Origin of the sequence: Enterococcus sp. DIV0187, assembly GCF_051713785.1 — a bacterium.
GTDB classification, from domain to species: domain Bacteria; phylum Bacillota; class Bacilli; order Lactobacillales; family Enterococcaceae; genus Enterococcus_A; species Enterococcus_A avium.
In genome coordinates this window covers 2,353,955-2,376,078 of sequence record NZ_JBIOQO010000001.1, presented here as the reverse complement: position 1 = coordinate 2,376,078, position 22,124 = coordinate 2,353,955, and the positions used below count along the sequence as shown (strand labels likewise).

General features: G+C 37.5%; 19 protein-coding genes and 1 pseudogene. 17 read left to right on the top strand and 3 right to left on the bottom strand.

The window, feature by feature from the left end:
* Positions 1-240: 240 nt before the first annotated feature.
* Together IGI52_RS11605 and IGI52_RS11600 are read right to left on the bottom strand one after the other, a co-directional pair.
* Positions 241-801: a peptidoglycan amidohydrolase family protein gene (locus tag IGI52_RS11605; protein ID WP_349720912.1), complete on the bottom strand. Its 561-nt coding sequence runs from the start codon at positions 799-801 to the stop codon at positions 241-243.
* Between the two features lie 96 nt (positions 802-897).
* A complete protein-coding gene (locus tag IGI52_RS11600) occupies positions 898-999 on the bottom strand; it encodes an IS3 family transposase (RefSeq protein WP_432763367.1) in 102 nt (33 codons plus the stop codon).
* Positions 1,000-1,532: 533 nt separating this feature from the next.
* Here IGI52_RS11600 and IGI52_RS11595 point away from each other — a divergent pair.
* From IGI52_RS11595 to IGI52_RS11520, 16 genes and pseudogenes are all read left to right on the top strand, one after another.
* Positions 1,533-2,900, top strand: a complete 1,368-nt coding sequence (locus tag IGI52_RS11595; protein ID WP_349720914.1) for an MFS transporter — start codon at positions 1,533-1,535, stop codon at positions 2,898-2,900.
* Positions 2,901-3,217: 317 nt separating this feature from the next.
* On the top strand, positions 3,218-4,132 hold the full coding sequence (locus tag IGI52_RS11590) for a sugar phosphate isomerase/epimerase family protein (RefSeq protein WP_349720916.1): 915 nt from the start codon (positions 3,218-3,220) through the stop codon (positions 4,130-4,132).
* A gap of 54 nt (positions 4,133-4,186) precedes the next feature.
* Positions 4,187-5,146, top strand: a complete 960-nt coding sequence (locus tag IGI52_RS11585) for an ROK family protein (RefSeq protein ID WP_349720918.1) — start codon at positions 4,187-4,189, stop codon at positions 5,144-5,146.
* Positions 5,147-5,360: 214 nt separating this feature from the next.
* Positions 5,361-5,819: a C-glycoside deglycosidase beta subunit domain-containing protein gene (locus IGI52_RS11580; protein WP_349720920.1), complete on the top strand. Its 459-nt coding sequence runs from the start codon at positions 5,361-5,363 to the stop codon at positions 5,817-5,819.
* Between the two features lie 16 nt (positions 5,820-5,835).
* Entirely contained in the window at positions 5,836-6,969 is a 1,134-nt protein-coding gene (locus tag IGI52_RS11575) for a hypothetical protein (RefSeq protein ID WP_010767740.1), read from the top strand.
* Position 6,970: 1 nt separating this feature from the next.
* Entirely contained in the window at positions 6,971-8,152 is a 1,182-nt protein-coding gene (locus tag IGI52_RS11570; RefSeq protein WP_349720922.1) for a lactonase family protein, read from the top strand.
* Positions 8,153-8,179: 27 nt separating this feature from the next.
* The gene (locus IGI52_RS11565) at positions 8,180-9,292 is read left to right on the top strand and encodes a Gfo/Idh/MocA family protein (RefSeq protein WP_438781365.1); all 1,113 of its coding nucleotides are present in this window, start codon (positions 8,180-8,182) and stop codon (positions 9,290-9,292) included.
* 60 nt (positions 9,293-9,352) lie between these two features.
* On the top strand, positions 9,353-10,447 hold the full coding sequence (locus IGI52_RS11560; RefSeq protein ID WP_349720926.1) for a Gfo/Idh/MocA family protein: 1,095 nt from the start codon (positions 9,353-9,355) through the stop codon (positions 10,445-10,447).
* 18 nt (positions 10,448-10,465) lie between these two features.
* Entirely contained in the window at positions 10,466-11,821 is a 1,356-nt protein-coding gene (locus tag IGI52_RS11555; protein ID WP_349720928.1) for an MFS transporter, read from the top strand.
* 127 nt (positions 11,822-11,948) lie between these two features.
* Entirely contained in the window at positions 11,949-14,393 is a 2,445-nt protein-coding gene (locus IGI52_RS11550) for a GH39 family glycosyl hydrolase (RefSeq protein WP_349720930.1), read from the top strand.
* Between the two features lie 252 nt (positions 14,394-14,645).
* Positions 14,646-16,508, top strand: a complete 1,863-nt coding sequence (locus IGI52_RS11545) for a glucose PTS transporter subunit IIA (RefSeq protein WP_349720932.1) — start codon at positions 14,646-14,648, stop codon at positions 16,506-16,508.
* Between the two features lie 11 nt (positions 16,509-16,519).
* Positions 16,520-17,293 carry an HAD family hydrolase gene (locus IGI52_RS11540; protein ID WP_428202827.1) on the top strand — a complete coding sequence of 258 codons (774 nt, stop codon included), beginning with the start codon at positions 16,520-16,522 and terminating at the stop codon, positions 17,291-17,293.
* A 639-nt stretch (positions 17,294-17,932) separates the two neighbouring features.
* The gene (locus IGI52_RS11535) at positions 17,933-19,057 is read left to right on the top strand and encodes an IS4 family transposase (protein WP_438780127.1); all 1,125 of its coding nucleotides are present in this window, start codon (positions 17,933-17,935) and stop codon (positions 19,055-19,057) included.
* Positions 19,058-19,382: 325 nt separating this feature from the next.
* Positions 19,383-19,619 carry a DUF960 family protein gene (locus tag IGI52_RS11530; RefSeq protein ID WP_349720936.1) on the top strand — a complete coding sequence of 79 codons (237 nt, stop codon included), beginning with the start codon at positions 19,383-19,385 and terminating at the stop codon, positions 19,617-19,619.
* A gap of 61 nt (positions 19,620-19,680) precedes the next feature.
* Entirely contained in the window at positions 19,681-19,827 is a 147-nt protein-coding gene (locus IGI52_RS11525; RefSeq protein ID WP_349720938.1) for a hypothetical protein, read from the top strand.
* 12 nt (positions 19,828-19,839) lie between these two features.
* A pseudogene (locus tag IGI52_RS11520) lies at positions 19,840-20,151 on the top strand (JAB domain-containing protein); the annotation flags it as partial.
* A gap of 146 nt (positions 20,152-20,297) precedes the next feature.
* Here IGI52_RS11520 and IGI52_RS11515 read toward each other — a convergent pair.
* Complete coding sequence (locus tag IGI52_RS11515; protein ID WP_244299440.1) at positions 20,298-21,182, bottom strand: helix-turn-helix domain-containing protein; 885 nt, start codon at positions 21,180-21,182, stop codon at positions 20,298-20,300.
* Positions 21,183-21,282: 100 nt separating this feature from the next.
* Here IGI52_RS11515 and IGI52_RS11510 point away from each other — a divergent pair, with 100 nt between their 5' ends.
* On the top strand, positions 21,283-22,002 hold the full coding sequence (locus tag IGI52_RS11510; protein WP_438781363.1) for a lysostaphin resistance A-like protein: 720 nt from the start codon (positions 21,283-21,285) through the stop codon (positions 22,000-22,002).
* Positions 22,003-22,124: the final 122 nt, after the last annotated feature.

Sequence of the window (22,124 nt, the reverse complement as noted above, 5' to 3'; positions counted from 1 at the left end):
TCTCAAGGGATAATTAGAACTTCATTTTAGAAAATGAAGAATGATTACCGGAAAGTCTAAGCCAGAATAGCAGATAGAATATTAACTACATAAATAATTGAGAGAAAATTAGAATAGCTTAGTTTAATGAGCTGCGAATGACCTTGTTGTAAACACTTTATTCCTTCCAAGCCTGTTAGAGAAACATAAGGATGTGTACGCAATTTCCCGTACACATCCTTTTAACCTTTGAAGATCACATTAAAATATCCCATCATTCAATCTTCGCTGCATGGCTTTAACACAATCAGATTCGGAACTGATGATTCCGTCCTGAATCGTGCCCATTTTTTGTTGCAGGGCAAGGCAGGTAGCGGGTCCAAAGTTGCCATCTATTGCAACTTTTAATATTGATTGCAGTGCACGGATCATGTTCGAACCGCCGTGTCCAAATTGAACCGAGGGAATAGATTGATTCGCACGATTTCTGATTTGTCCGCTGATGATGCCATCTTTGATGCTGCAATTCAGTACTTCTTGCAGACGTCTCGTAGTAGCAGGTCCCCATGAGCCATCGATGGCGAGCATTCGTTGCTGACCAATATTTTCGTGAGGCCCGCTAACACTCGTATTTTTTAGTCGAAAATAGCGTACAGGTAAGCCGGAATAATCCCCCATCCAGCCTATCGCTTTGGTCACGGCGATATTCTGACAGCCTTTTGAGTAGGTACAGTGCAATGCGTTACCGTTAATATCCCCTAAGAAAAATCCTGTATGTCCCGCCGATCCCAGCGATGCGCCTTGATGCCCGTCAATAAACAATAAATGATTTTTAGAACTACTCTTTCAGTTTTGGAGAGTAGTTTTTTTACTTTTTCTACCCAATAACCGCTGCGCTAGTGCTTGGTTGGTCGTGCTTTAGGCTGCTTCATAATATAAATTATGATATTCCATAGGCGTTATTGTATGCAATTTTCGTTGATAGCGCCCATTTTTGTAATAGTCCTTATAATTCTCGATGATGTGACTAATTCTGTACGACTCATGATTTCTTTCCGTTAACTAGGACTTAATAATTTCTTTGTCCTAGTTAGAGGAAGCATATCAAACGATAATCTGAGGCCTTATTTTTTAATACGAATATTTTATAGAATCTGAACTAAACTTAATTACTTATTTTCATGATTCAATCGAACCAAATTATGACATTGTTTTAATGGACTAATATACTTTTATGTTTAACTGATAAATTAGCACGCCGTCTAACTACTAAACATAAATCCTCATTTATATTCTGAATCTTGCACTTTTTCTTTCTTTTAAACTCCTATTTTTGTAAAAGGCTTTCTTAAACAGTTGTTTTGTGTAAAAAAAATATAGTTAGAGAATCTCAAAAAGACTAAATTTGACTATATACAAAAAAAGGAGGAAGCAGGAATATTCCAACTGAACGGATTTGTTTAATGCTTCAGTGGAAACAATAATGGCCAAATAGTAACTGGTCTTATTGGAGGGATTTGTTTGATATCAGAATATAATTATGGAGGGTTTCGATGAATCAAAAAGTATTAAATTCATTTCTTGATAACAGCAAGTTTAATGGATTTCATAAAGTATTGTTGGCTATTGGCTTTTTTGTCATCACGTTTTCTGGGTATGAGTTATCAGTTTTCGGATCTATCGTACCGGTAGTTATCAAAGAATGGAATATCAGTACGACACAGGTTGGTTTTATTGGAAGTTCAGCTATGTTTGGGATGATGCTAGGGGCCATTTTACTAAGTTTTTTAGCAGATAAGTTTGGAGTAAAGAAATTATTGATCGTATCTATTTTTATCTTCAATTTTTTCATTCTATGTGCAACCTTCACTAATAGTGGGTTAATGTTTGGGATTTGTCGATTTATGGCTGGTGTTGGCAGTGGGGGAGCGACTCCAATCGTTATCTCCTTGTTAACGGAGTATTCTCCAAAAGCAAACAAAGCAAAGATGGTTGCTTTTGCTATTTGTGGAAATCAAATTGGTGGAATCTTAGCTCCGCTAGTAGCGATGAATGTAATGCCACAATTTGGGTGGAAACCTGTATTATGGCTCTCTATTTTACCTTTGTTACTAATCCCTGTCTTCGTTAAAGTGATTCCTGAATCAGCACGCTATTTATCTCAAAGTAACCAAACAGACAAATTAAACGCGACATTAACTAAAATTGATCCTAATTATCAAGCGGTATTGGAGTCAACTAAAGAAACGATTACTTTTGATGCTGAGGATGAAAAAAACGCAGAAAAGGTTTCTTACCTAAAGTTATTCAACAAGCGATATGCACTAGGAACAGTTCTTATTACGTTAATTTATATTTGCGGGCTGCTTACCATTAACGGTGTAAACGTTTGGTTGCCACAGGTTATGAACTCAAATGGCTATGCATTAGGCTCTAGTTTAACGTTTTCCGTGGTGTTAAATTTAGGCACGCTTTTAGGCACCGTTCTTTGGGCAATTATGGTAGATAAAGTTGGCTTTAGAGTGTTGATGCCAATCATTTATTCTGTTGGAGCAATCAGCTTGTTTGGTATGGGGATTAAGGCAAATCTTTTGGTTCTTTATCTGTTTGTTGGTTTAATCGGTATGTTTGCATTTTCGGCACATTCATTAATGAATACATTTGCGTCTCAATATTATCCAGCCGAAATTCGTACTACAGGAGTAGGTTTTGCGAATGCGACAGGTCGAATTGGTGGAATGTTAGGGCCAATCGTTGGTGGAATGTTGCTTACAGCAAATGTCTCCATCACTATGTGGTTTTTGGTTTTTGCGATACCAGGTATTGTTGCCGCTATATCAATAACATTAATTAATATTCAAACTAAGCATTTTAAACAAAAAGAAAATGTGATTCCAGAAAATACGGTTGTGGAAAAATAAGATCTTATAGCAATCAAGCGACTTTGCTTGATTGCTTTTTATGCGAGTTATTCTTCCTGCTTTAGCAGGTTAGAAGAATCGTATGCGTACGAAGATAAGCTCATTTTTCCGGGCTTTGGAAAAATGAACCTCCATAAATTTGAGCTAGCTGCGAAAAGCAAGATTTAACTATTAAATTTTGTTCTATACGGAATGAATGATTTTCAGAACAAAAATAAGGATAAATATTTCAATGAATATTGAATAAAACTTCCAATGCTTTAACAGTTTGAGGACATTAGAATAAAGGTATGAAAGAACAGAAAGAAGGAAAAATCATGAAATTAGGAATCGTCAGTGCGATTTTTGATCAAAGTAATTTCGAAGAGATGATTGATATCGTAGCAGAAAATGGTCTTGATTGCGTCGAGGTTGCTTGTTGGCCACTGGGAAAAGCTGAGCGTCGCTATGCAGGTGTTTCGCATATAGACACTAAAAATTTAACCAAAGAAAAATCTGAAGAGATTTTAGCCTATTGTAAGCAAAAGAAGGTAGAAATCTCTGCTTTAGCTTATTATCCAAATCCGTTAGATGAAAATTTAGAAAAACGCCAAGAAGCGATCGATCATTTGTACACCTTGATCGATGCAGCGAGCTTAATGAACATCAATTTAGTTACGACATTTGTCGGGCGGATGCAAAGTAAATCGGTCTCTGAGAATTTGAAGGAAGCAGCTAAAGTTTGGAATCCAATTGTTAAATACGCTGAAGAGAAAAAAGTAAAAATCGCGATCGAAAATTGTCCGATGCTTTTCACTGAAGATGAATGGCCGGGAGGGCAAAACATTATGACTTCGCCTAGTAATTGGCGAAAAGTATTTGAAGTAATCGATAGTGACTACTTTGGGATTAATTACGATCCATCCCACTTTATTTGGCAGCAAATCGATTATATTCGTCCTTTGTATGAGTTCAAAGAGAAAATTTTCCATGTTCATTACAAGGATATCAAAGTATATGCTGATAAGTTAGCTGACGTTGGCGTGATGGCTACACCGTTAGAATACATGAGTCCGAAATTACCAGGTTTAGGTGATGTTGATTGGGGTCAATATGTGTCTGCTTTAACGGATATTGGTTATGAAGGGTATACGTGTATTGAAGTAGAAGATAAAGCTTTTGAGAAAACTTATGAGGACGTCAAAAAGTCTGTTACCTTAAGTACGAAGTATTTACGAAATTTCATTATTTAGAGAATTTTAGCGAAGAGGACGAAGTATTCGTTCTCTTTTTTAGGAGGAAAAGCAATGATTAAACAAATGATTGGTATTGATATAGGTGGAACAACGATTAAGTTGGCTTTGATCGATGTTTATGGAGAGATCTATAAAAAATGGCAAATCCCAACCAATATCACTGAAAATGGCAGAAATATACCGACTGACATCGTTCGAAGTATTCAACAAACGATGCTTGAACAAAACGATCAGCAAGCAGAAATTATTGGAATTGGTATCGGAGTTCCCGGACCGATTTCACCTGATGGGCAGATAGTCGTTCGTGCAGTGAATCTAGGTTGGGAAGACATGCCGTTGAAATCGGCGATTGAAAAGGAATTAGATATTCCTGTTGTACTTTTAAACGATGCGAATGCGGCAGCTCTTGGTGAGATGTGGAAGGGAGCTGCGAGAGGAAAATCTAATTTGGTCTTCGTTACTTTAGGGACAGGCGTCGGTGGAGGAATTATTCTAAATGGAAAAGTGATTAATGGCGTTCATTCCTCTGGCGGTGAAATTGGTCATATTCCTATTTATTCGCAAGAACAAAGAACCTGCGGCTGTGGGAACACCAATTGCTTGGAAACTTTCGCTTCTGCAAATGGACTCGTAAAAACGATGCGGAATCTAATGGAAGAGAATCAAGAAAATCTTTCAGCGGTTGATATTTTTACTTGGATTGAGGCAGGAAATCAAAAGGCCATGAACGCCTTAACGATTACAGTAAATTATTTAGGACAAGCCATCGCTGGAATCATGAATACGGTTGATGCGGAGGAGGTAGTGATTGGAGGCGGGTTATCTGGAGCCGGTGACGCGTTGTTAATTCCACTGAAAGAAAAAATTGATCAATTTATTTTTCCAGCGATTCGTGGAAACTACAATGTAAGTAAAGCACAACTCGGAAATGATGCGGGAATCTACGGAGCTGTCTATTCGTATCTGTCTAGTAATGAGATACTGACTATGGAAGAAACGTTACTAAGATGACAAAAAGAAAACAAAAGATTGTGACAAAAAGAGTGCTCATAAACGGACAAGACAAAATATAATAGTTAAATTTTGTCTTTTCATAGAAGAAGTTTAGTCGGGATAAAAAAAGAAGAGTGAAATTGCAGTATTAATGGGTAAAAATGAAATGGAGCGCACTTAAAAAATAGCTTAAATTATGAGTATAGCAAATAACAAAAGGGAGGACATTTAGATGTTCGATAATTTTTTAATTCGAAAAGACAGTTTGAAAAACGATGTTGACCAAGATGGCAATATCGTGGGCTTTCAATTTGCAGCAAGAAATGCTAACTACCGAGGAGTATTTTTATCCCTTCACAATGGCTACTATATCAAAGTAGATGACACTGAATACCCAAGAGAATTACAGACTTTTGAAGTCAATGGAAAAGAACCTCGTGATTTTGAAGAAATTAAAAAAGCTGTTTGGGAGCACTGGGATTACGATGACGAGGGAATCGTCCATGTGAAAAAGCCAGGTGGATTAACTCCAGGGAAACACATTTTAGCTTTCCAGCAATCTGTTCTGGCTGCATATGGATATATGCCAACGGATGAAGAATGGGTAAAAAATCCTCCTGTTCCGGGCTCCGGCGCAGGATCAGATAAGACACGTAATATCGTAAAATATGAACTGGAATTACAAGCATAGAAGGGAGCAGTTAGTAATGGGAAAAATCAAACGCGGCGTTTCATTTTACAGTTACCAACAAACGCAGTTTTTTAAAGAATTAGATTTAGAAGGACAGGTCAAAGAAGTTGGCACAAATCTTTTTGGAGCGGATGGAATCGAGATTTTAGATGAGATGTCTCTAAGACAATATCCAAATCCGCCAGAGGAATTTTTCGATCAATGGTTTGAATGGATGGATAAATACAAGACGACTCCTGTGACTATGGATGTTTTCCATGATGTATTGCAATTTCGTGATCATGTGATGAGTTATTCAGAATCAGCAGAGCGTTTGAAAAATGATATTCGCTTGGCGAAACGCTTAGGCTTCAAAAATGTTCGGACACTAGCAACTACGCCAGTTGAAATCATGATCGAAGCCTTGCCTGTCGCGGAAGAATGTGACATCAAATTAGGCAAAGAGATCCATGCACCGATTCCAATCAATGGTCAGTATGTCAATGAGATTGTGGAATACGCTAAGAAATCTGGAACCAAACATTTAGGACTTGTTCCTGACTGGGGTATCTTCGCTTTTCGACCTTCTGAAGCGGCGTTGGAATGGTACATGCGTCAAGGAGCCAAACAAGAAAGCTGTGATTTAGTTGTTCAATTATGTATGGACAATCATCTAGGCAAGAGCAATGAGTTAAATGAAATTGATCTTTCATTATATAGTGCAGGGAATGTCCAATCTTTGTTCCATCGCTATTTGAAGCATGATGAAGCACCAGCTGATTTATTGCCAGCATTCAAAAAAATGCAGCAAATGATCCGTGACAATGTGCCAGATTATACAGATATTGATTTTGAAGTCATGTCACAAGCACTATTGCTTTCTAGAACGAAACCAGAGGACTTAGGTGCGATCATGCCTTACATTGTGAGCATCCACGGTAAATTCTACAATATGTCTGAAATTCCTGGAAAACCAGGTCAATACCAGGATATCGCCATTGATTACGAAGGGCCAATCAAGTTCTTGAAGGAAAACGGTTATGAAGGCTATATCAATTCGGAGTACGAAGGTCAACGTTACTACCAAGATCGGACCGAAAAAGAATTAAACAGTGAAATCGAACAAGTGAGAAGACATCAAGAAATGCTAAAACGATTGATTGGTGAATAGGATGAATAAACAAGAAATCATTTATGTAGGCGCGTGGGGCGCGGACATTCAAGGCGTGAATAACCCTGAAGCAGGCGATGGCGGGATCAAAGCCTATGATTCGGAAACGTTTGAATTAATCAGCAAAGTAACGCCAGATGTCAATGTCGGCAGTATGGCGGTTGCTAAAAATGGTCGCTATATCTATGCCACGGATGAGCGCAAAGATCTAGGTGAAGTGCACGGAAATGGCGGAGGTATCGCTTCTTACTCGGTAGATGGGGATGGAAAGCTTTCCTTTTTGAATGAAGTCTCTTCAGCCGGAGCCTATCCTTGCTATATTACGGTAGATAGTCAAAACAGATACGCCTTTGCGGCTAATCATGGCAATCATGAAGAAGTCATTACTCGCAGTGTGCGAACAGAACAAGGAACATATGTAGCCAAACGCTTCTTTGATGAAGGCAGTATCGCGATGTTTCCAATTAATGCAGATGGAAGTCTAAGTGAGTGCTGTGAACTGAAAGTATTGGAAGGCTCTAGCGATTTGCCGTTATTCCAATGGACAAGTCATCCTCATAGTGTTTGTCTCGATCCAACCGAAAACTATCTGCTTTGTGCAGATAAGGGCTGTGATTTGATTCATGTTTATAAGATCGATTACGAAGGAGGAACCTTGAACGAAATCTGGGCTCAAGAAACAGAAAAAGGATCTGGGCCAAGACATATCGCGTTTCATCCAACACAGCCAATTCTTTATTGTAATAGTGAGCAAAACCATACAGTCCATAGTTACTCTTTTAATTCAAAGACAGGCGAGATGAATCATTTGGAACGTGCAGTTACAGTGTCGGATAACTATCAACCAAAGGACGATCCAACTGATATCTTCGCTCATAATCAAACAGCCGATCTAAAAATACACAAATCCGGTAACTATTTATATGTCTCAAATCGCGGTGATGACAGCATTGCAGCTTATCGTTTGAGCGAGAACGGAAAAATGGAATTGATCGAAATCGTTTCTTCAGGCGGAGCGATACCTCGCAGCATTAATTTTGATTTAGCGGGTGATCATATATATGTAGTGAATCAACGTTCAGGGACGATCAATAAATTTTTAGTCGATGAAGCAAATGGAAAACTGACAAATACAGGTTCAGAAATTCAAGTAAATAATCCAGTGAATATTCAATTTGGTTAAGACCATGTAGCAGAGAGGAAGAGAAAAATGGAAAAACTAAAAATCGGTATTATCGGAACAGGAGGTATTTGTAACAACAAACACCTTCCATCCTTAGAAAAAGTAGCAGATAAAGCGGAAGTCGTGGCATTATGCGATATCGAAGAAGAAAAGGCGTTAGCAACTGCCGAGCGTCATAATCTGAAGGATGTCAAAATCTACACAGACTATAACGAATTATTGAAGGACCCAAGCATTGATATCATCCATGTTTGTACACCAAATGTTTCTCATTGTGAGATCACAGTAGCAGCCTTCGCTGCTGATAAGCATGTGTTATGTGAAAAACCAATGGCAGCGACCACAGAAGATGCGCGTAAAATGATGGAAGCATGGAAAAAGAGCGACAAGAAATTTACTGTCGGTTACCAAAATCGTTTCCGTCACGATGTGCAGGTCTTGAAAAAGGCCTGTCAAGCTGGGGATTTAGGAGATATTTACTACGGAGAAGCGAATGCAATTCGCCGTAAAGCTGTACCTACTTGGGGCGTCTTCCAAGACAAATCCAAACAAGGTGGCGGTCCCTTGATCGACATTGGCACGCACGCGTTAGATATCACATTGTGGTGTATGGACAACTACGAAGTGGATAGCGTCAGCGGTCAAGTCTTCTATAAATTAGGGAACCTGCCATCAGCAGCTGAAGGTAATACTTACGGCGCTTGGGATACTGAAACCTTTGAGGTAGAAGACTCAGCGATGGGCTTTATCAAATTTAAAAATGGTGCGCTGATCAATTTACGGGCATCTTGGGCATTGAATTATATGGATGCCAGAGAAGCAGCAACGACGCTTTGCGGAACTTTAGAAGGTGCCGAAATCAAATATGGCGGCAGCTACGAAAATGCGGAATTATGGTTCAATCATACTCGTCATGGAAAAATGAGTGAAGAAACCTTATCTGGTGAAGCCTTAGTGGATTATTTCGAGGGAGTCAATGAACCAGCTGGTGTGGTGGAAGCAAAGCAATGGATTGATGCAATTTTGACCGATGGTGAGCCATGTGTAAAACCAAATGAAGCCTTCAAAGTCACACAAATTTTAGACGCGATTTATCAAGCTTCTAATGGAAATCAAACAATCAAATTAGAGATGGAATAAGCTGAATAAGGCGGTCAAGGATTGGCCGCCTTTTCTTAAAAAAGAAAGGAAAGAGTCGCCATGAAATATAGATATGCAGTAGTTGGCTACGGCTTTATCGGTCGCCGCCATGTGGCAACGTTGAAAAGCCTAGAGAATGTGGACTGTGTAGCGGTTTGCGATATAAATGCGCAACGGTTAGAAGAAGTACGCGGGATTTATCCAGAAATCGAGACCTATGGAACAATTGATCAGCTTTTGGAGGAATCAGATATCAATGGTGTGGTTATTTCGGCAAACAATAACCAGCATAAAGAATTAGTTATCAAAGCCGCACAAGCAGGTATGAACATTATTTGTGAAAAACCTGCCGCTATGAGTGTAGCGGAATTCGACGAAATGATGGAAGCCGTTGATCAAGCAGGCGTGACCTTAACGGTTCATCAGCAACGTCGTTTTGATAAGGATTTTCAAACCGTAAAAAAATGCTACGAAGAGGGATCTTTGGGTGATGTCTATACGATCAAAAGTTCATTATATGGATATAACGGCAATATGCACGATTGGCACGTTTACAAAGCGGAAGGCGGAGGGATGCTTTATGATTGGGGCGTTCACTTGATCGATCAGATTTTGTACATGATGGAAAGCCCGTTAAAAGCAGTGTTTGCTGATATTCGCAGTGTAATCAATAAAGAAGTTGATGATTACTTTAATATTCTACTGCGCTTTGAAAATGGTGTGACTGCTGAGATTGAACTAGGTACGTACTATTTATCTGATCAAAAAGAATGGTTTGAACGTCATTGGTATATGGGCGGCAATACGGGAAGTATGTATGCCAACAAATTTGATCCAGAAGGCAAGATCGTTCGTACAACAAAACTATTGGAAAACGTGAATGAGGATCAAGACAAATCAGCGAAATCCTACGGACCTACGCGTTCATTCGGAGTACCGGAACCAGGGTTGATCGTCACCGAGGATATTCCAAAAGTTGAGACAGAACATATTGAATTCTTTGAAAATTACTTTGCTGCTCTGGATGGCAAAGCAGAACTATTAGTCAAACCGCAAGAAGTTCGTAAAGTATTGGAAGTCATGGAAGCTTGCTGGAAGTCTGCCGAAACGTTCTCAAGTGTGTCATTTGAGTCATCTGTGGAAGCAACGGTCTAGTTTTAAGGGGGAAAGAACATGCAAGAAAATGTAGTAAGTAACTTTATCGATAATAGCAAACTTGGAAAATTCCATATTACGTTAGTTGCTTTAGGGGTCTTTCTGATTGCTTTTACTGGTTATGGTGCAACAGCGTATGGTTCGATTATTACTTCAATCACGTCTGAATGGAATTTGAATGCGACAGTGTTGGGGTATATGGGTAGTCTATCTGAATTTGGCTCGATGTTTGGTGCAGTAATTTTAAGTATTATCAGCAATCGTTTAGGTGTGAAAAAGGTCTTGATCGGTTCGGTCTTGATATTCTGTGTCTTTACCTTTGGACAATCCGTAGTAAATACACCGGTATTATTCGCCATTTTCCGATTTTTAGCAGGTGTTGGTTTTGGCGGGGTGATTCCGTTAGTAATATCATTGCTGTCGGAATATGCCCCAAAGAGCAGTAAAAGTAAATCAGTAGCAATTGCTCTATGTGGAAATCAAATTGGTTCGATCATTGCTTCTCTATTAGCGATTGTAATACTGCCGCGTTTGGGTTGGCGTCCGGTGTTGTGGATGGCTTTCGTTCCTATTTTGTTCCTAGTTTTCATTATTAAACTTGTGCCAGAATCGGCCCAATACTTAGTAAAACACCAAGAAACAGAAAAGCTGAAAAAAGTATTAGAAAGAATTGATCAGGATTATACGAAGAAGATTGATCTTGAACAGTTGAAAACAATGAGTGCTGAAGGGATACAACCAGAGAAAAAAGTATCGTATTTCGCACTATTTAACAGTCGTTTCATTCTCGTAACATTACTGGCTTGTATCATCTATATTATGGGGCTGCTTTTCATTAACGGAGTGATTGTTTGGTTGCCGGGAGTGATGGTTCAAAATGGCTTCTCCTTAGGTTCTAGTTTAGCATTCTCGATCTTCTTGAATGTAGGAACGATCGCAGGTACGGTTGTCTGGGGCGCAGTAGCTGATCGCAAAGGTTTTAAGGTTCTCTTACCAGCAATTTATGGAATCGGAGCAGTTGTATTGATGCTGATGGGTGTAAAAACCAATATCATCATTTTATATCTCTTTGTTTTCTTAATTGGTTTCTTCCTATTCTCAGCGCATAGCTTAGTTAACGCTTTTGTTTCACAACATTATCCAGAAGAGCTGCGTACTTCAGCGGTTGGTTTGGTGAATAGTGTGGGGCGTTTAGGCGGAATCTTTGGACCGACATTAGGCGGATTATTGTTATCTGCCAATGCGTCAATCAGTACGTGGTTTGTTACTTTTGGAGCTACAGGATTGATTGCTGCCGCTTCTTTCGTGGCGATCAACTTGATTACCAAATCAAAGGAAGCTGAAATTGATAAAGCAGATGCAATAAAAGGCTAATAAAAAAGAAAGAAGTAGTTGGTAGAATTATCAACTGCTTCTTTTGTTAAACAGCGCTTTTTGTACGTCTGTTAACTAAATGAAACCGGTTTGCTATAATGAATAAACAAGAGTTAGGAGGGAAAAGATGGAAAAAGATTACCTCTCTTCAGATGTATTAATGGATGTCGAATTTACAACCCAAGCAGAAACCAAAATTCATTATCACGAAAATTTTGAGTTATTATATGTGCTAAATGGTGAATTATCGATGACAGTCGAGGGTGAAGAATATCAGCTAAAGCAAAAAGATTTGATCATTGTTAATTATAACCGCAAGCATCGTTACATAGGATCTGATGATCTTTTTCTCGCTCGTTTTGTTATTTCATACAGCAAGGTGAAAGAATTATTAACTAAAGATATGATTCTGTTTTGGTGTAATTCCACGTTAGAAAAAAACGAGTCTTACGATGAGATGAGAAAAATCATCGATCAGATTCTTAATCAGCAGATTGTGACAAATCAGAAAAATCAAATCTACAGAATGAGTTTGTATTATCAGCTGCTACATGTGATTTCTAAGAACTTTTTGCTGACATCAGAAAATATTCGTTATCAATCGGAGAAGAAAAATGATAGTCGAATGGAAGAGATTTTCCAATTCATTCGAACGAATTATCAGAAGAGCATTACGTTGCAGGAATTAGCTGATCATTTCTTTCTTTCAACAGCATATCTTTCAAAATACATCAAGAAAAAATGCAACGTTAGTTTTACAGATCTGGTCAATTCTGTGCGACTGACACATTCAATGACTGATTTGCTCTATTCAGATGCGTCCATTATGAAGATCGCTATGGATAACGGATTTGCGAGTGTCGCTGCGTACAATAAAGTATTTAAAGAAGCCTACGATATGACCCCCTCCTTGTTTCGGAAAAATGCCGTAACGACAGAAAGAAAAGAACAGCACACTCAAGATGAAGAAGAACTGCGTGAGAAACTTAATAGCTATCTAAATGAAAATCAGATAACCGATGATCAAGAGGAAGAAAGCCATGATCGAAACATCTCATTTATCTTGGACCACCAAAAAGCTTATAAGCAGACCAGCTACTACAGTAAGCTAATCAATGCTGGGACAGCGATTGATTTAACTAAATCAGACTTTCAGGAACAAATCATTTATTTAAAAAATAAGCTTGGGGCAGAATATATACGTTTTTGGGACATCTATGATCCCAATCTTTATCTAGATATTCATGCGACAAAGGAAAATTTAAACTTTAGCAAGCTGGATACAGCGATAGATTTTCTCGTCAAGAATCAGCTGAAACCTTATATCGAACTGGGGTTCAAACCGATTCGGCTATTGAAAAATACGCAAGATGCATTAGTGGAGATTCCGAGAAATGAAGATTTTGATTCACCAGAAGAAATGCAGCGTTTTTTCAGAGAATTGCTTCGGCACTTTATTAAACGCTATGGTTCAGAAGAGGTACAAAAATGGTATTTTGAATACTGGAAAAAAGAAGACATTGCTTTTCTAGATTTACGCTATAATTATTCGCCTCAAACGGAAGAAGTGCATCGCAATTATTTTTCAAACTTTGACAGAATCGCTAGAACCATGAGAAAAATTTTACCGGATATTAAGATCGGCGGTGGCGGATTTCCAGTGCAGCATTATGGAAATAAAGGCTTTTGCGATTTATTGTCTCTATGGCAGGAGTACGATGAGAAACCTAATTTCTTGACGATCACTTGTTATCCTTATCAATTAGAAAAGGAATCAGATAATTACTACGAAAAAAAATCAACGGACATTTTCTTTATCAAACATAATTTAGAGATCGTCAAAGAAGCATTAGCACAAAGTGCATTTCCAGAGACGCCGATCCATGTTTCAGAGTATAGTCTGACACTCTCTAATCGAAATCCAGTCAATGACCATTGTGCAAAGGGGAGTTATTTGATTCAAAATATGATCTCAACAATCGGTGGTGCCGAGTTGTTTGGACATTGGCTAGGCACGGATATCTATGCGGATCTTCAGGATTCTCAGGGATTCCTTTTTGGAGGCTGTGGTTTACTTACGAAGACAGGAGTAGCGAAACCGGCCTTTTATGCACTTGAATTTTTAAATTCGCTATATGAAGATATCTATTATAAAGAAAAACATTGCATTGTTACAGGAAACAGCAGAGGCTCTTTTCGCCTTGCTTGTCACAACTATCGTAAATTAAATTTCAATTACTACCTGACAGATGAGAGTAAAATTCAACTAGAAAATTTGTCCAATTTTTTTGAGGACAATGAATCCTTAACGTTGAATATCGATATTAACGGTGTCGAAAATGGCGGTTATATCATCAAATCACGTGTGGTAAACCGTGCACATGGTAGTGTTCAAGATGAATGGAGTCGCTTTGACTTAAAAGAGTTGAGTATGAATGAACAGGACTATTTGCATCGCATCAGTACTCCACGGCTGTTAAACACAAAAGTAAAAGTTGAGAATAATCGTCTACAATTTTCGATTCATTTAAAGCCTCATGAAATCCGTTATTTGCACGTAACAATGGAATAATTCATAACCTGAAATATCTCTAAACAGATCAGAGGTGTTTCAGGTCTTTTATTGGACAAAATTTGACATTCATTTTTTTGCCTTTTCAAACACGAGGCCTTTTATAAGGAAGAAATCAGCCTAATTCCCTTACTATTTTGCCCATAACTTCGGCGGAGTTGGCTAAGGACAAACGCTATTATTATCATTAAGAGAACGTTGAAGGACCAATGTGTACGCGGATTACTTGAAAAAGAAAGGACCTAGATAGAGATGAGTGAAAAAGAGCAAATTCATGGGATTACACAAGGAGAGATTGTTCCATTAAGCGAAGTGAAAGATCCGATCTTTTCAGAGGAGATGATGGGAAAAGGAGCGGCAATGAGACCAAATCTAGGAGAAGTTTATGCTCCTTTTGATGGGGTGGTTGTCAGCGTATTTCCGACGAAACATGCGATTACGTTGAAAAGTGATCAGGGTTGTGAGGTATTGATTCATGTAGGGATTGATACAGTCAATCTGAATGGAGAACTTTTGGAGCCGCTAGTTTCAGAAAATGACCGTGTAAAAACAGGGGATCTAATCATGCGTTTTGATTTAGTGAAAATAAAGGAGCGAGGATATGATCCCATCATCCCACTAGTAATCCTAAATACGCCAGATTATAAGATAATCGAGGTTAACGAATTGGAACAGGGAGATCGTGAGACACTTCTATTGGATATTGAGAAAGCCGAGATACCAATGGAAAAAAAGGAAATGAACTCAAAAGAATATGCTTTAGAACATGCCATCATTCGTACATTGGGAGGTAAAGACAATATCACTTCACTGGGGCATTGCGCTACCAGATTGAGGATTAACTTAAAGGATGAAGCAGCTGCAGACGAAGAAAAGCTTGAGAAAATTCCTGGTGTACTAGGTATAGTTAAATCCATGGGTGGATTGCAGATCGTCATCGGTAATGCCGTCAATCAAGTCTATGACAATATTCAAAAACTCTACAATATAGAAAGTTCGACAGAGGAAATGAAAGAAAAAGGATCGGTTCCAAATCGGATTTTGAACGTATTATCCGATATTTTAAGTCCAGCAGTTCCATTGATTATGGCTAGTGGATTTATTTCCGCGATTTTGGTCATTATGACTCGATTGGGCATGGATCAGGAAAGCTCGACCTACGTGATCTTAAATGGCGCAGCCAATGTTGTTTTCTATTTCTTACCGATAATGCTAGCTTACACTGCTTCGAAACGCTTTAAATGCAATACGATCTATGCGCTATTTTTAGGCGGATTGTTTTTGCATCCAAGTATACTTGGATTTGCTAAAAATGGTGGGACTATTGATTTATTTCACTTGCCTGTGACAGCTGTGGACTACTCTTCTAGTTTATTGCCGATCATTTTAAGCGTGTGGGTTCTGTCATACGTCGAAAAACTAGCTGACAAATATGTTCCGGATGCGGCCAAATATGTTTTTAAACCCTTTGCAATCGTGGTGGTTATGTTACCGATCGCCTTGTGTATTACTGGTCCGGCAGGATTCTTATTGGGTGAAGGAATTGGAAGTATTCTAACTTTGATTTATAGTCACGCAAGTTGGTTAGCAATTCTATTAGTAGCTTCTTTTGCTCCACTTCTAGTCATGACGGGGATGCACATCGCCTTGACTCCGATAATTATTTTGACAAACTTTGAGAACTTAGGCTATGACAATATGCTTCTGATTGCTTTTATTGGGATGAACTTCTCACAATTCGCGGTGGCGTTAGCGGTGATGTTCAAGACGAAGAAACGTAATTTGAAACAGCTTGCAGCTAGCTGTGCGATTACGGCATTTTTAAGCGGCATTACAGAGCCAACTCTTTATGGAATCAGCGTGAAGCTGAAAAAACCTTTTTATGCGACCTTTATTGGTTGTATTGCAAACGGGATCTTTTGTGCTATCGCCAATGTTAAAATCTTTTCATTTGCGCCACCATCATTTTTTACGTTACCCATCTTTATGAATCCTGATGGGTCAAATACGAATTTTATATTGGCCTTATGCACGATTGGAATCACGATTGTAGTGACTTTTGTGGCAACTTGGGTTTTAGGATTCGATGATTCGATTTTTGAGACAGAGAGTTAAGAGGGAGAGACATGGAGAAAAAGTTATTCGTTTTTGATCTTGATGGAACTCTGCTAACAAGTAAAAATCAGTTACTTCAAAGCACGGTGCTAGCATTGGATTACTTACAAAGAAAACACACGGTAATGTTGGCAACAGGACGAAGTCGTTTTCTCATCAAAGATATTTTAGATGAGTTAACTATAAAAGATTATATTGTTTGCAATGGTTCTGCTGCTTTTCTTAACGATAGACAGGTGTTTAAGAGAACACTGGAAAAAACTAAATTAAAGACTCTACTTACCCATTTTAGGAAACAAAAGATTGATATTGCATTAACTGGATTAGATCATTTTTGTCGGATATCCTCGTTTCAAGTTTCTCAAATGGAACAAGCAATGCGCTCTATCGGTGCAGAAATCCCCGACTATTTGCCAGATTTCCACTTGAAAAATGATATCTATCAGGGACTGGCATTTTATGACCCGCAGCTTGATGAAAGAATACAGAGAGAATTTTCAGATTTTCGTTTTGTTCGTTGGCATCCTTCATTCGTTGACATCGTCCCTAATCAAGGGTCGAAGGCAGTCACAATGCTGACTATTGCACAAAACTTAGGAATAAAAACTGAGAATATTATTGCCTTTGGAGATGAAACAAATGATATTGAGATGTTAACAGCGGCTGGAACGGGGATAGCTATGGGCAATGCTAATGATTCTGTAAAAGCAATCGCTGATTTTGTGACCAAAACGAATGATGATGATGGTATCGTGTATGCGTTAGAAAAGTTCAAGCTATTATAAAGTGAGGGTGGAGAATGCTAATTTTTCCACCTTTTTTGTGTCGTAAAGTACTTATTAATTTTTGTTCTTATTTGTATTTTAGTCTGAATTTTAAAGTAAATTGAGCAAAATGTATCGAAGAAATCAGCGCGATGTAGACAGCATTTGAATGAGGTAAGTCGTATGATTAAACTGTAGCAACGCTGAGCGTATCGAAAGAATGAAATAGCAGTTGTTTGTTGTCGCTCTCAAAGTAGGAGGAAAAAAGTGAAGTATCTAGTAGTTTGTATTAATAGGGATAAAACAAAAGAAGAAAAAAATTTTAAAACTTGTCGTGAAGCGCTGTGCTTTGCGACCAACTACAATAAGATAAAGTCCAGCAAAATTTACAGAGAAGGTTGCTTGATTCAGAAATTTACCTATTAGTTCTTTTAATAGCAAACACTTTATTCTGTATAAACTATTGGAATTACGGATCGTAAGAAAATTATGTATGGCATTTTTCATCGACTTATCTCTATTTACAAATATATATTATCACTAGTGTTGCAAAGATCCCCACTCTAACCAAATCATTGATTTAAAGCTATCTAGATGCAAAAAGTCCTTTATACTGAATCTAGGATAACTTATCCAAGACCAATAAAAAGGACAGCACACATGGATAAGTATAAATCAGAAACTTCGTTTCAGAAATGGTTTTCTTCCATAAATTTTACTGAATTATCTGAAAAAAACCTCAATAGCATCAATAAATATGATTATTACAGTAAAAAACTAGATTTCAAAACATCATTAAAACTCATGCTTTATGCAGTCTATGAAGAAATGCCTAGCTTTCGGGAAATTGATCGAGCCTTTATGGATTCGCGACTTTGCAAGGAACTAGGATTGAGTGGACTTTGTCACAGCTCACTATCTCGTAGGATGCCTCAGATTGATTCAGAAGTCTTGATGGAAATTTTTGTACAACTTGTTCAGAAAATTTCCACCCAAAAACCAAGCTCAAAAACTTCAAGTCTTCAACTCATTGATTCGACAACCATCCCATTGAACAAAACGTGGTTTCCTTGGGCGAAATTCCGAAAAACAAAATCTGGCATCAAACTTCATTTAAATCTCTGTTATCTGGATAAAGAGCATCAGTATCCCGAAAAATTCACTATTACAAACGCGGAAGAACATGATCGAAATCATTTCGAATGCTTCGTTGATAAGACAGAAGCTACGTATGTAGTAGATCGTGGTTATTTTGATTATAAATTATTAGATCAACTAAATACTGATGGCTACTTCTTTGTGACTCGCACAAGGTCGAATACTAAAATCACAGTTTTAGATCAACTTGAAGTCGCAAATCAAAAAACAGCAGATGGACAAATCATCAGTGATCAACAAGTAATTCTGGGTGGTGGTATCAATTACAGTACTGAGCGCTTCAGATTGGTCACGATTCTGACCAAAGGACAACGGCTTTTGCGTCTTGTCACTAATCGGTTTGATGTTTCTCCAAATGAAATCGCAGATATGTACCAAGCACGATGGCATATTGAACTTTTCTTCAAGCACTTGAAACAAAACGTAATGATCCGACGGATCTATTCACAAAAGGAACAAGGCGCCATCAATCAAGTGATTCTTACACTAATAGCAACACTTCTGACCTTTCTAATAAAGATCGAACTGGGGACAACCGCCACACTTTTTGCTTTAAAACGCTCTCTTCATTACCTAATGTTTGCCCCCGCTGAATATTGGTTCGCTCACTATCAATCAGATGGCTGAAGTTAAAACAGTTGGCATCTCACATGTTTTCACTTGAATAGGGCTAAAAATTTCTGGAAAAAGTTATCCTTTGCGTGAGCATTTCCTTTTTTTGTAAATTTTAGCAGAAAGTTATTGTCAGTATATTCTGATAATACCGGTACAATATTTATGCAACACTAGTGATATATTATTACTATGAAGCTCAATCATCTAATCCGTGATTGGGCTATTTTTTGTGCCTTAAAAGGAGGATCAAGCAATGTTCGATACACAAGAAAATCGCTATATCACGAGGGGAGTGAATGAACAAGTACCAAAGGAAATGCAGCAACGTTGATTTCAGTTGATTGATGTAAAGGCAAAGCAGGCAGAAATTCAGTTAGATTATCTACAAATCTTTGAGTTCAATCGTGATGATCAACGAGGAATCATTACGATTGTCCATCGGCAAGAAGAACCTTTCTTTATTGATTATTCTGGTATCCGAATTACCAAAGATTTGGTAAATTTCCAAATAAAAAAGCTGTGGGTGATTGATGATCATACGTATCAAACGATGTTATTACCAGAGGAGTATTGATCGCAAATAGTAAGCTCATGAGTAAGAAATTTCAAAAATTAACAGAAAGAAGAGGTTATTAATGAAGAAGAAAGAACCGCAAAAGCGAGTAAACGTCGTGTCTTTACAGTTGATAAAAGAATCATCACTATTGTATGGTCCAGGGCGAATTACCAGCATGCGGCTGGCCTATGAGCTTTTTGAACCTTATTTGAAAGAGAAGGGTTGAGAACATCTTTATGTCGTTGGGTTGAATACGAAAAAGGAGTCAACATTTTTTAATTTAACTTCTACTGGTACGATTAACCAAGCAATCGCAGTACCTAGAGATATTTTAAAACCAGCAATATTGGCGAATTCAACGAGTATTATCGTTGCTCATTGCCATCCAAGTGGTGACACCACTGCATCAATCCAAGACATACAATTTACCAAGAACTTGATCCAAGCGTGTAAGACAGTTCAAATTCAATTGGTAGATCATATAATCATTGGATGTGCAACGGATAATAGCTCACTAAGAGAGCAAGGACAAATTGAAGAGGACGAATAACTCTAATGACGATTGCTGGTCATTAGGGTTTTCTTTTTGCAGAGAGGATGGATATTACATAACTAGTCAAATAGCATTCCTAATAATAATTTCATTACAATCTTGATAGTCTATTTACCAAGGAAACGATTCTTTTAGACTAAAGTCTATTCTTGATATCTTTGATAATAATTCTTCGCTTTTTCCATATGAAGTTGAGAAATAATTTTGTAAAAGTGTGTTTCAGAAGTGGGCATACTGCTTAGTTGATCGAGTAACGCATTTATTTTTTGTGAATAGATGGGAAAATCAAAGTAAAGATTTACGATATATGTCATAAAGCGCAGCTGTAAGGAAAAATATAGATTGTCCGCCTTAGTAATAACACGTTCATAAAGCTGCAGACAATCTTTAGCCTCGTCTATATCATTGATCATCAACAACCATTGAATACGATTGAAAAAAAGATCGCTGATTTCTTCATAATATCGTTTCGCTTCAAAAATTTCATATTTTGCTAGTTCATCAAGCAGTCTCGCGTAAAGGCTGCGTTCCTTAACCTTCTCTTTTTCGGAATAGGAAAGAAGGACAAGTTTAGCCAATTTTATTTCTTTTAGTGTCCACATTTTTATTGTATCCAAATAAGTAAGAATCTCTAAAAAGGGAGCACGAGAAAAATTGTAAAAATTGGTATTCGTAATAAGCACCAATAAGTAGGCTTTAATCGCTAGATAACGAATTTCTGTGTGAGTGTGGGATTTGTATTTTTCAAAAATTTCGTATAAAGCTTCAAAATTGCCGCTGTTATACAATTGATCAATCTCAGCATCGAGAATCTTCTCTTCATTTATAATCTGACTATCCCTAAAATAATCAAATTCTGCTTGGCTAATTCCTAGATTATTCAAAAATCCTTGAAACTTCGTTACTTCAACTGAGTGTTTTCCAGCTTCAAAATCGCTGTAAAAAGTCTTCGATGCAATACCTGAGTACACTTCCTTTTGTGTAAGTCCCTTTTGTTTGCGGATTGATTTAATAATTACTTCGTTCATGAGTTCTCCCATCTATAATTCCTGTATACAGGAATTATACTTGTTTTTAGTTTCTTTTTGCATGCTATATTGTAAAAAAACAAACAGAGGAGTTAATAAAATGAACAAAACATATTTTAAATTAATCGGTGGGGTACTTGCTTTAACAATGGTAATCAGTTTCTTCTCAGCTATCGGAATTGCATTGAAAATGAACGAGAATGGAGTTATTTTATGTCAGATAGCAGCATTTCTGATTTGTGGAGTAGTTAGTTTCTTTTATATGAAGAAAAAAGATCCAACCTTGAAACAATTCGGGTTCAAAAAAGGGAAGCTAAGTAGAGGAATAATAGGATTTATGGCATTGATTATCTGTATACAGCCAGTCGTTCTAGGAATTAATTTCAATCTTTCTTTTTCAACATTAGGATTGATTATCATTCAGATGTTGTTAGTTGGTTTTGTTGAAGAAACTTTTTTTCGCGGAATTATTTTCAATTCTTTAAGAGATAAAGGGCCAAAGTTTTTTATTATTTTTTCTAGCATACTTTTTGGACTTCTTCATATGGCCAGTAGTTTGAATCCGAATACTGCCTTCATCTTAGTCATTTTGCAAATCATTAATGCTTTACTGCTGGGATTCGTATTTTCATTCATTTATTATTCAAATCAATCGATTTACACAGTCATTTTGTTTCATGCGCTATTCAACGTATGTGCCTCAATTTCTAGTATTTCTTCAATCGAGAAAAATATTATCGCGGTAATTCTATTGAGTATTTTCTATCTTTTATTTTTGTTCCATTACCGTATGATCAGTTCAAAAAAGATTTTTAGTTAGAGCTGTTTATGTCGTTGGTCTATTTGAATCCATGTAAAATCTATCTTGAAATATCTCTATAAAAGCTTTCGAAATTAGTTTTTAACAAGGTATAAATGCGTTTATTTAGTAGTCAAGCTGGA

What these genes read in the sequence shown, in the direction of transcription:
- IGI52_RS11595 (WP_349720914.1), top strand. Translation starts at nt 1,533, where the DNA reads ATGAATCAAAAAGTATTAAATTCATTTCTTGATAACAGCAAGTTTAAT.
- IGI52_RS11590 (WP_349720916.1), top strand. Translation starts at nt 3,218, where the DNA reads ATGAAATTAGGAATCGTCAGTGCGATTTTTGATCAAAGTAATTTCGAA.
- IGI52_RS11585 (WP_349720918.1), top strand. Translation starts at nt 4,187, where the DNA reads ATGATTAAACAAATGATTGGTATTGATATAGGTGGAACAACGATTAAG.
- IGI52_RS11580 (WP_349720920.1), top strand. Translation starts at nt 5,361, where the DNA reads ATGTTCGATAATTTTTTAATTCGAAAAGACAGTTTGAAAAACGATGTT.
- IGI52_RS11575 (WP_010767740.1), top strand. Translation starts at nt 5,836, where the DNA reads ATGGGAAAAATCAAACGCGGCGTTTCATTTTACAGTTACCAACAAACG.
- IGI52_RS11570 (WP_349720922.1), top strand. Translation starts at nt 6,971, where the DNA reads ATGAATAAACAAGAAATCATTTATGTAGGCGCGTGGGGCGCGGACATT.
- IGI52_RS11565 (WP_438781365.1), top strand. Translation starts at nt 8,180, where the DNA reads ATGGAAAAACTAAAAATCGGTATTATCGGAACAGGAGGTATTTGTAAC.
- IGI52_RS11560 (WP_349720926.1), top strand. Translation starts at nt 9,353, where the DNA reads ATGAAATATAGATATGCAGTAGTTGGCTACGGCTTTATCGGTCGCCGC.
- IGI52_RS11555 (WP_349720928.1), top strand. Translation starts at nt 10,466, where the DNA reads ATGCAAGAAAATGTAGTAAGTAACTTTATCGATAATAGCAAACTTGGA.
- IGI52_RS11550 (WP_349720930.1), top strand. Translation starts at nt 11,949, where the DNA reads ATGGAAAAAGATTACCTCTCTTCAGATGTATTAATGGATGTCGAATTT.
- IGI52_RS11545 (WP_349720932.1), top strand. Translation starts at nt 14,646, where the DNA reads ATGAGTGAAAAAGAGCAAATTCATGGGATTACACAAGGAGAGATTGTT.
- IGI52_RS11540 (WP_428202827.1), top strand. Translation starts at nt 16,520, where the DNA reads ATGGAGAAAAAGTTATTCGTTTTTGATCTTGATGGAACTCTGCTAACA.
- IGI52_RS11535 (WP_438780127.1), top strand. Translation starts at nt 17,933, where the DNA reads ATGGATAAGTATAAATCAGAAACTTCGTTTCAGAAATGGTTTTCTTCC.
- IGI52_RS11525 (WP_349720938.1), top strand. Translation starts at nt 19,681, where the DNA reads ATGAAGAAGAAAGAACCGCAAAAGCGAGTAAACGTCGTGTCTTTACAG.
- IGI52_RS11515 (WP_244299440.1), bottom strand. Translation starts at nt 21,182, where the DNA reads ATGAACGAAGTAATTATTAAATCAATCCGCAAACAAAAGGGACTTACA.
- IGI52_RS11510 (WP_438781363.1), top strand. Translation starts at nt 21,283, where the DNA reads ATGAACAAAACATATTTTAAATTAATCGGTGGGGTACTTGCTTTAACA.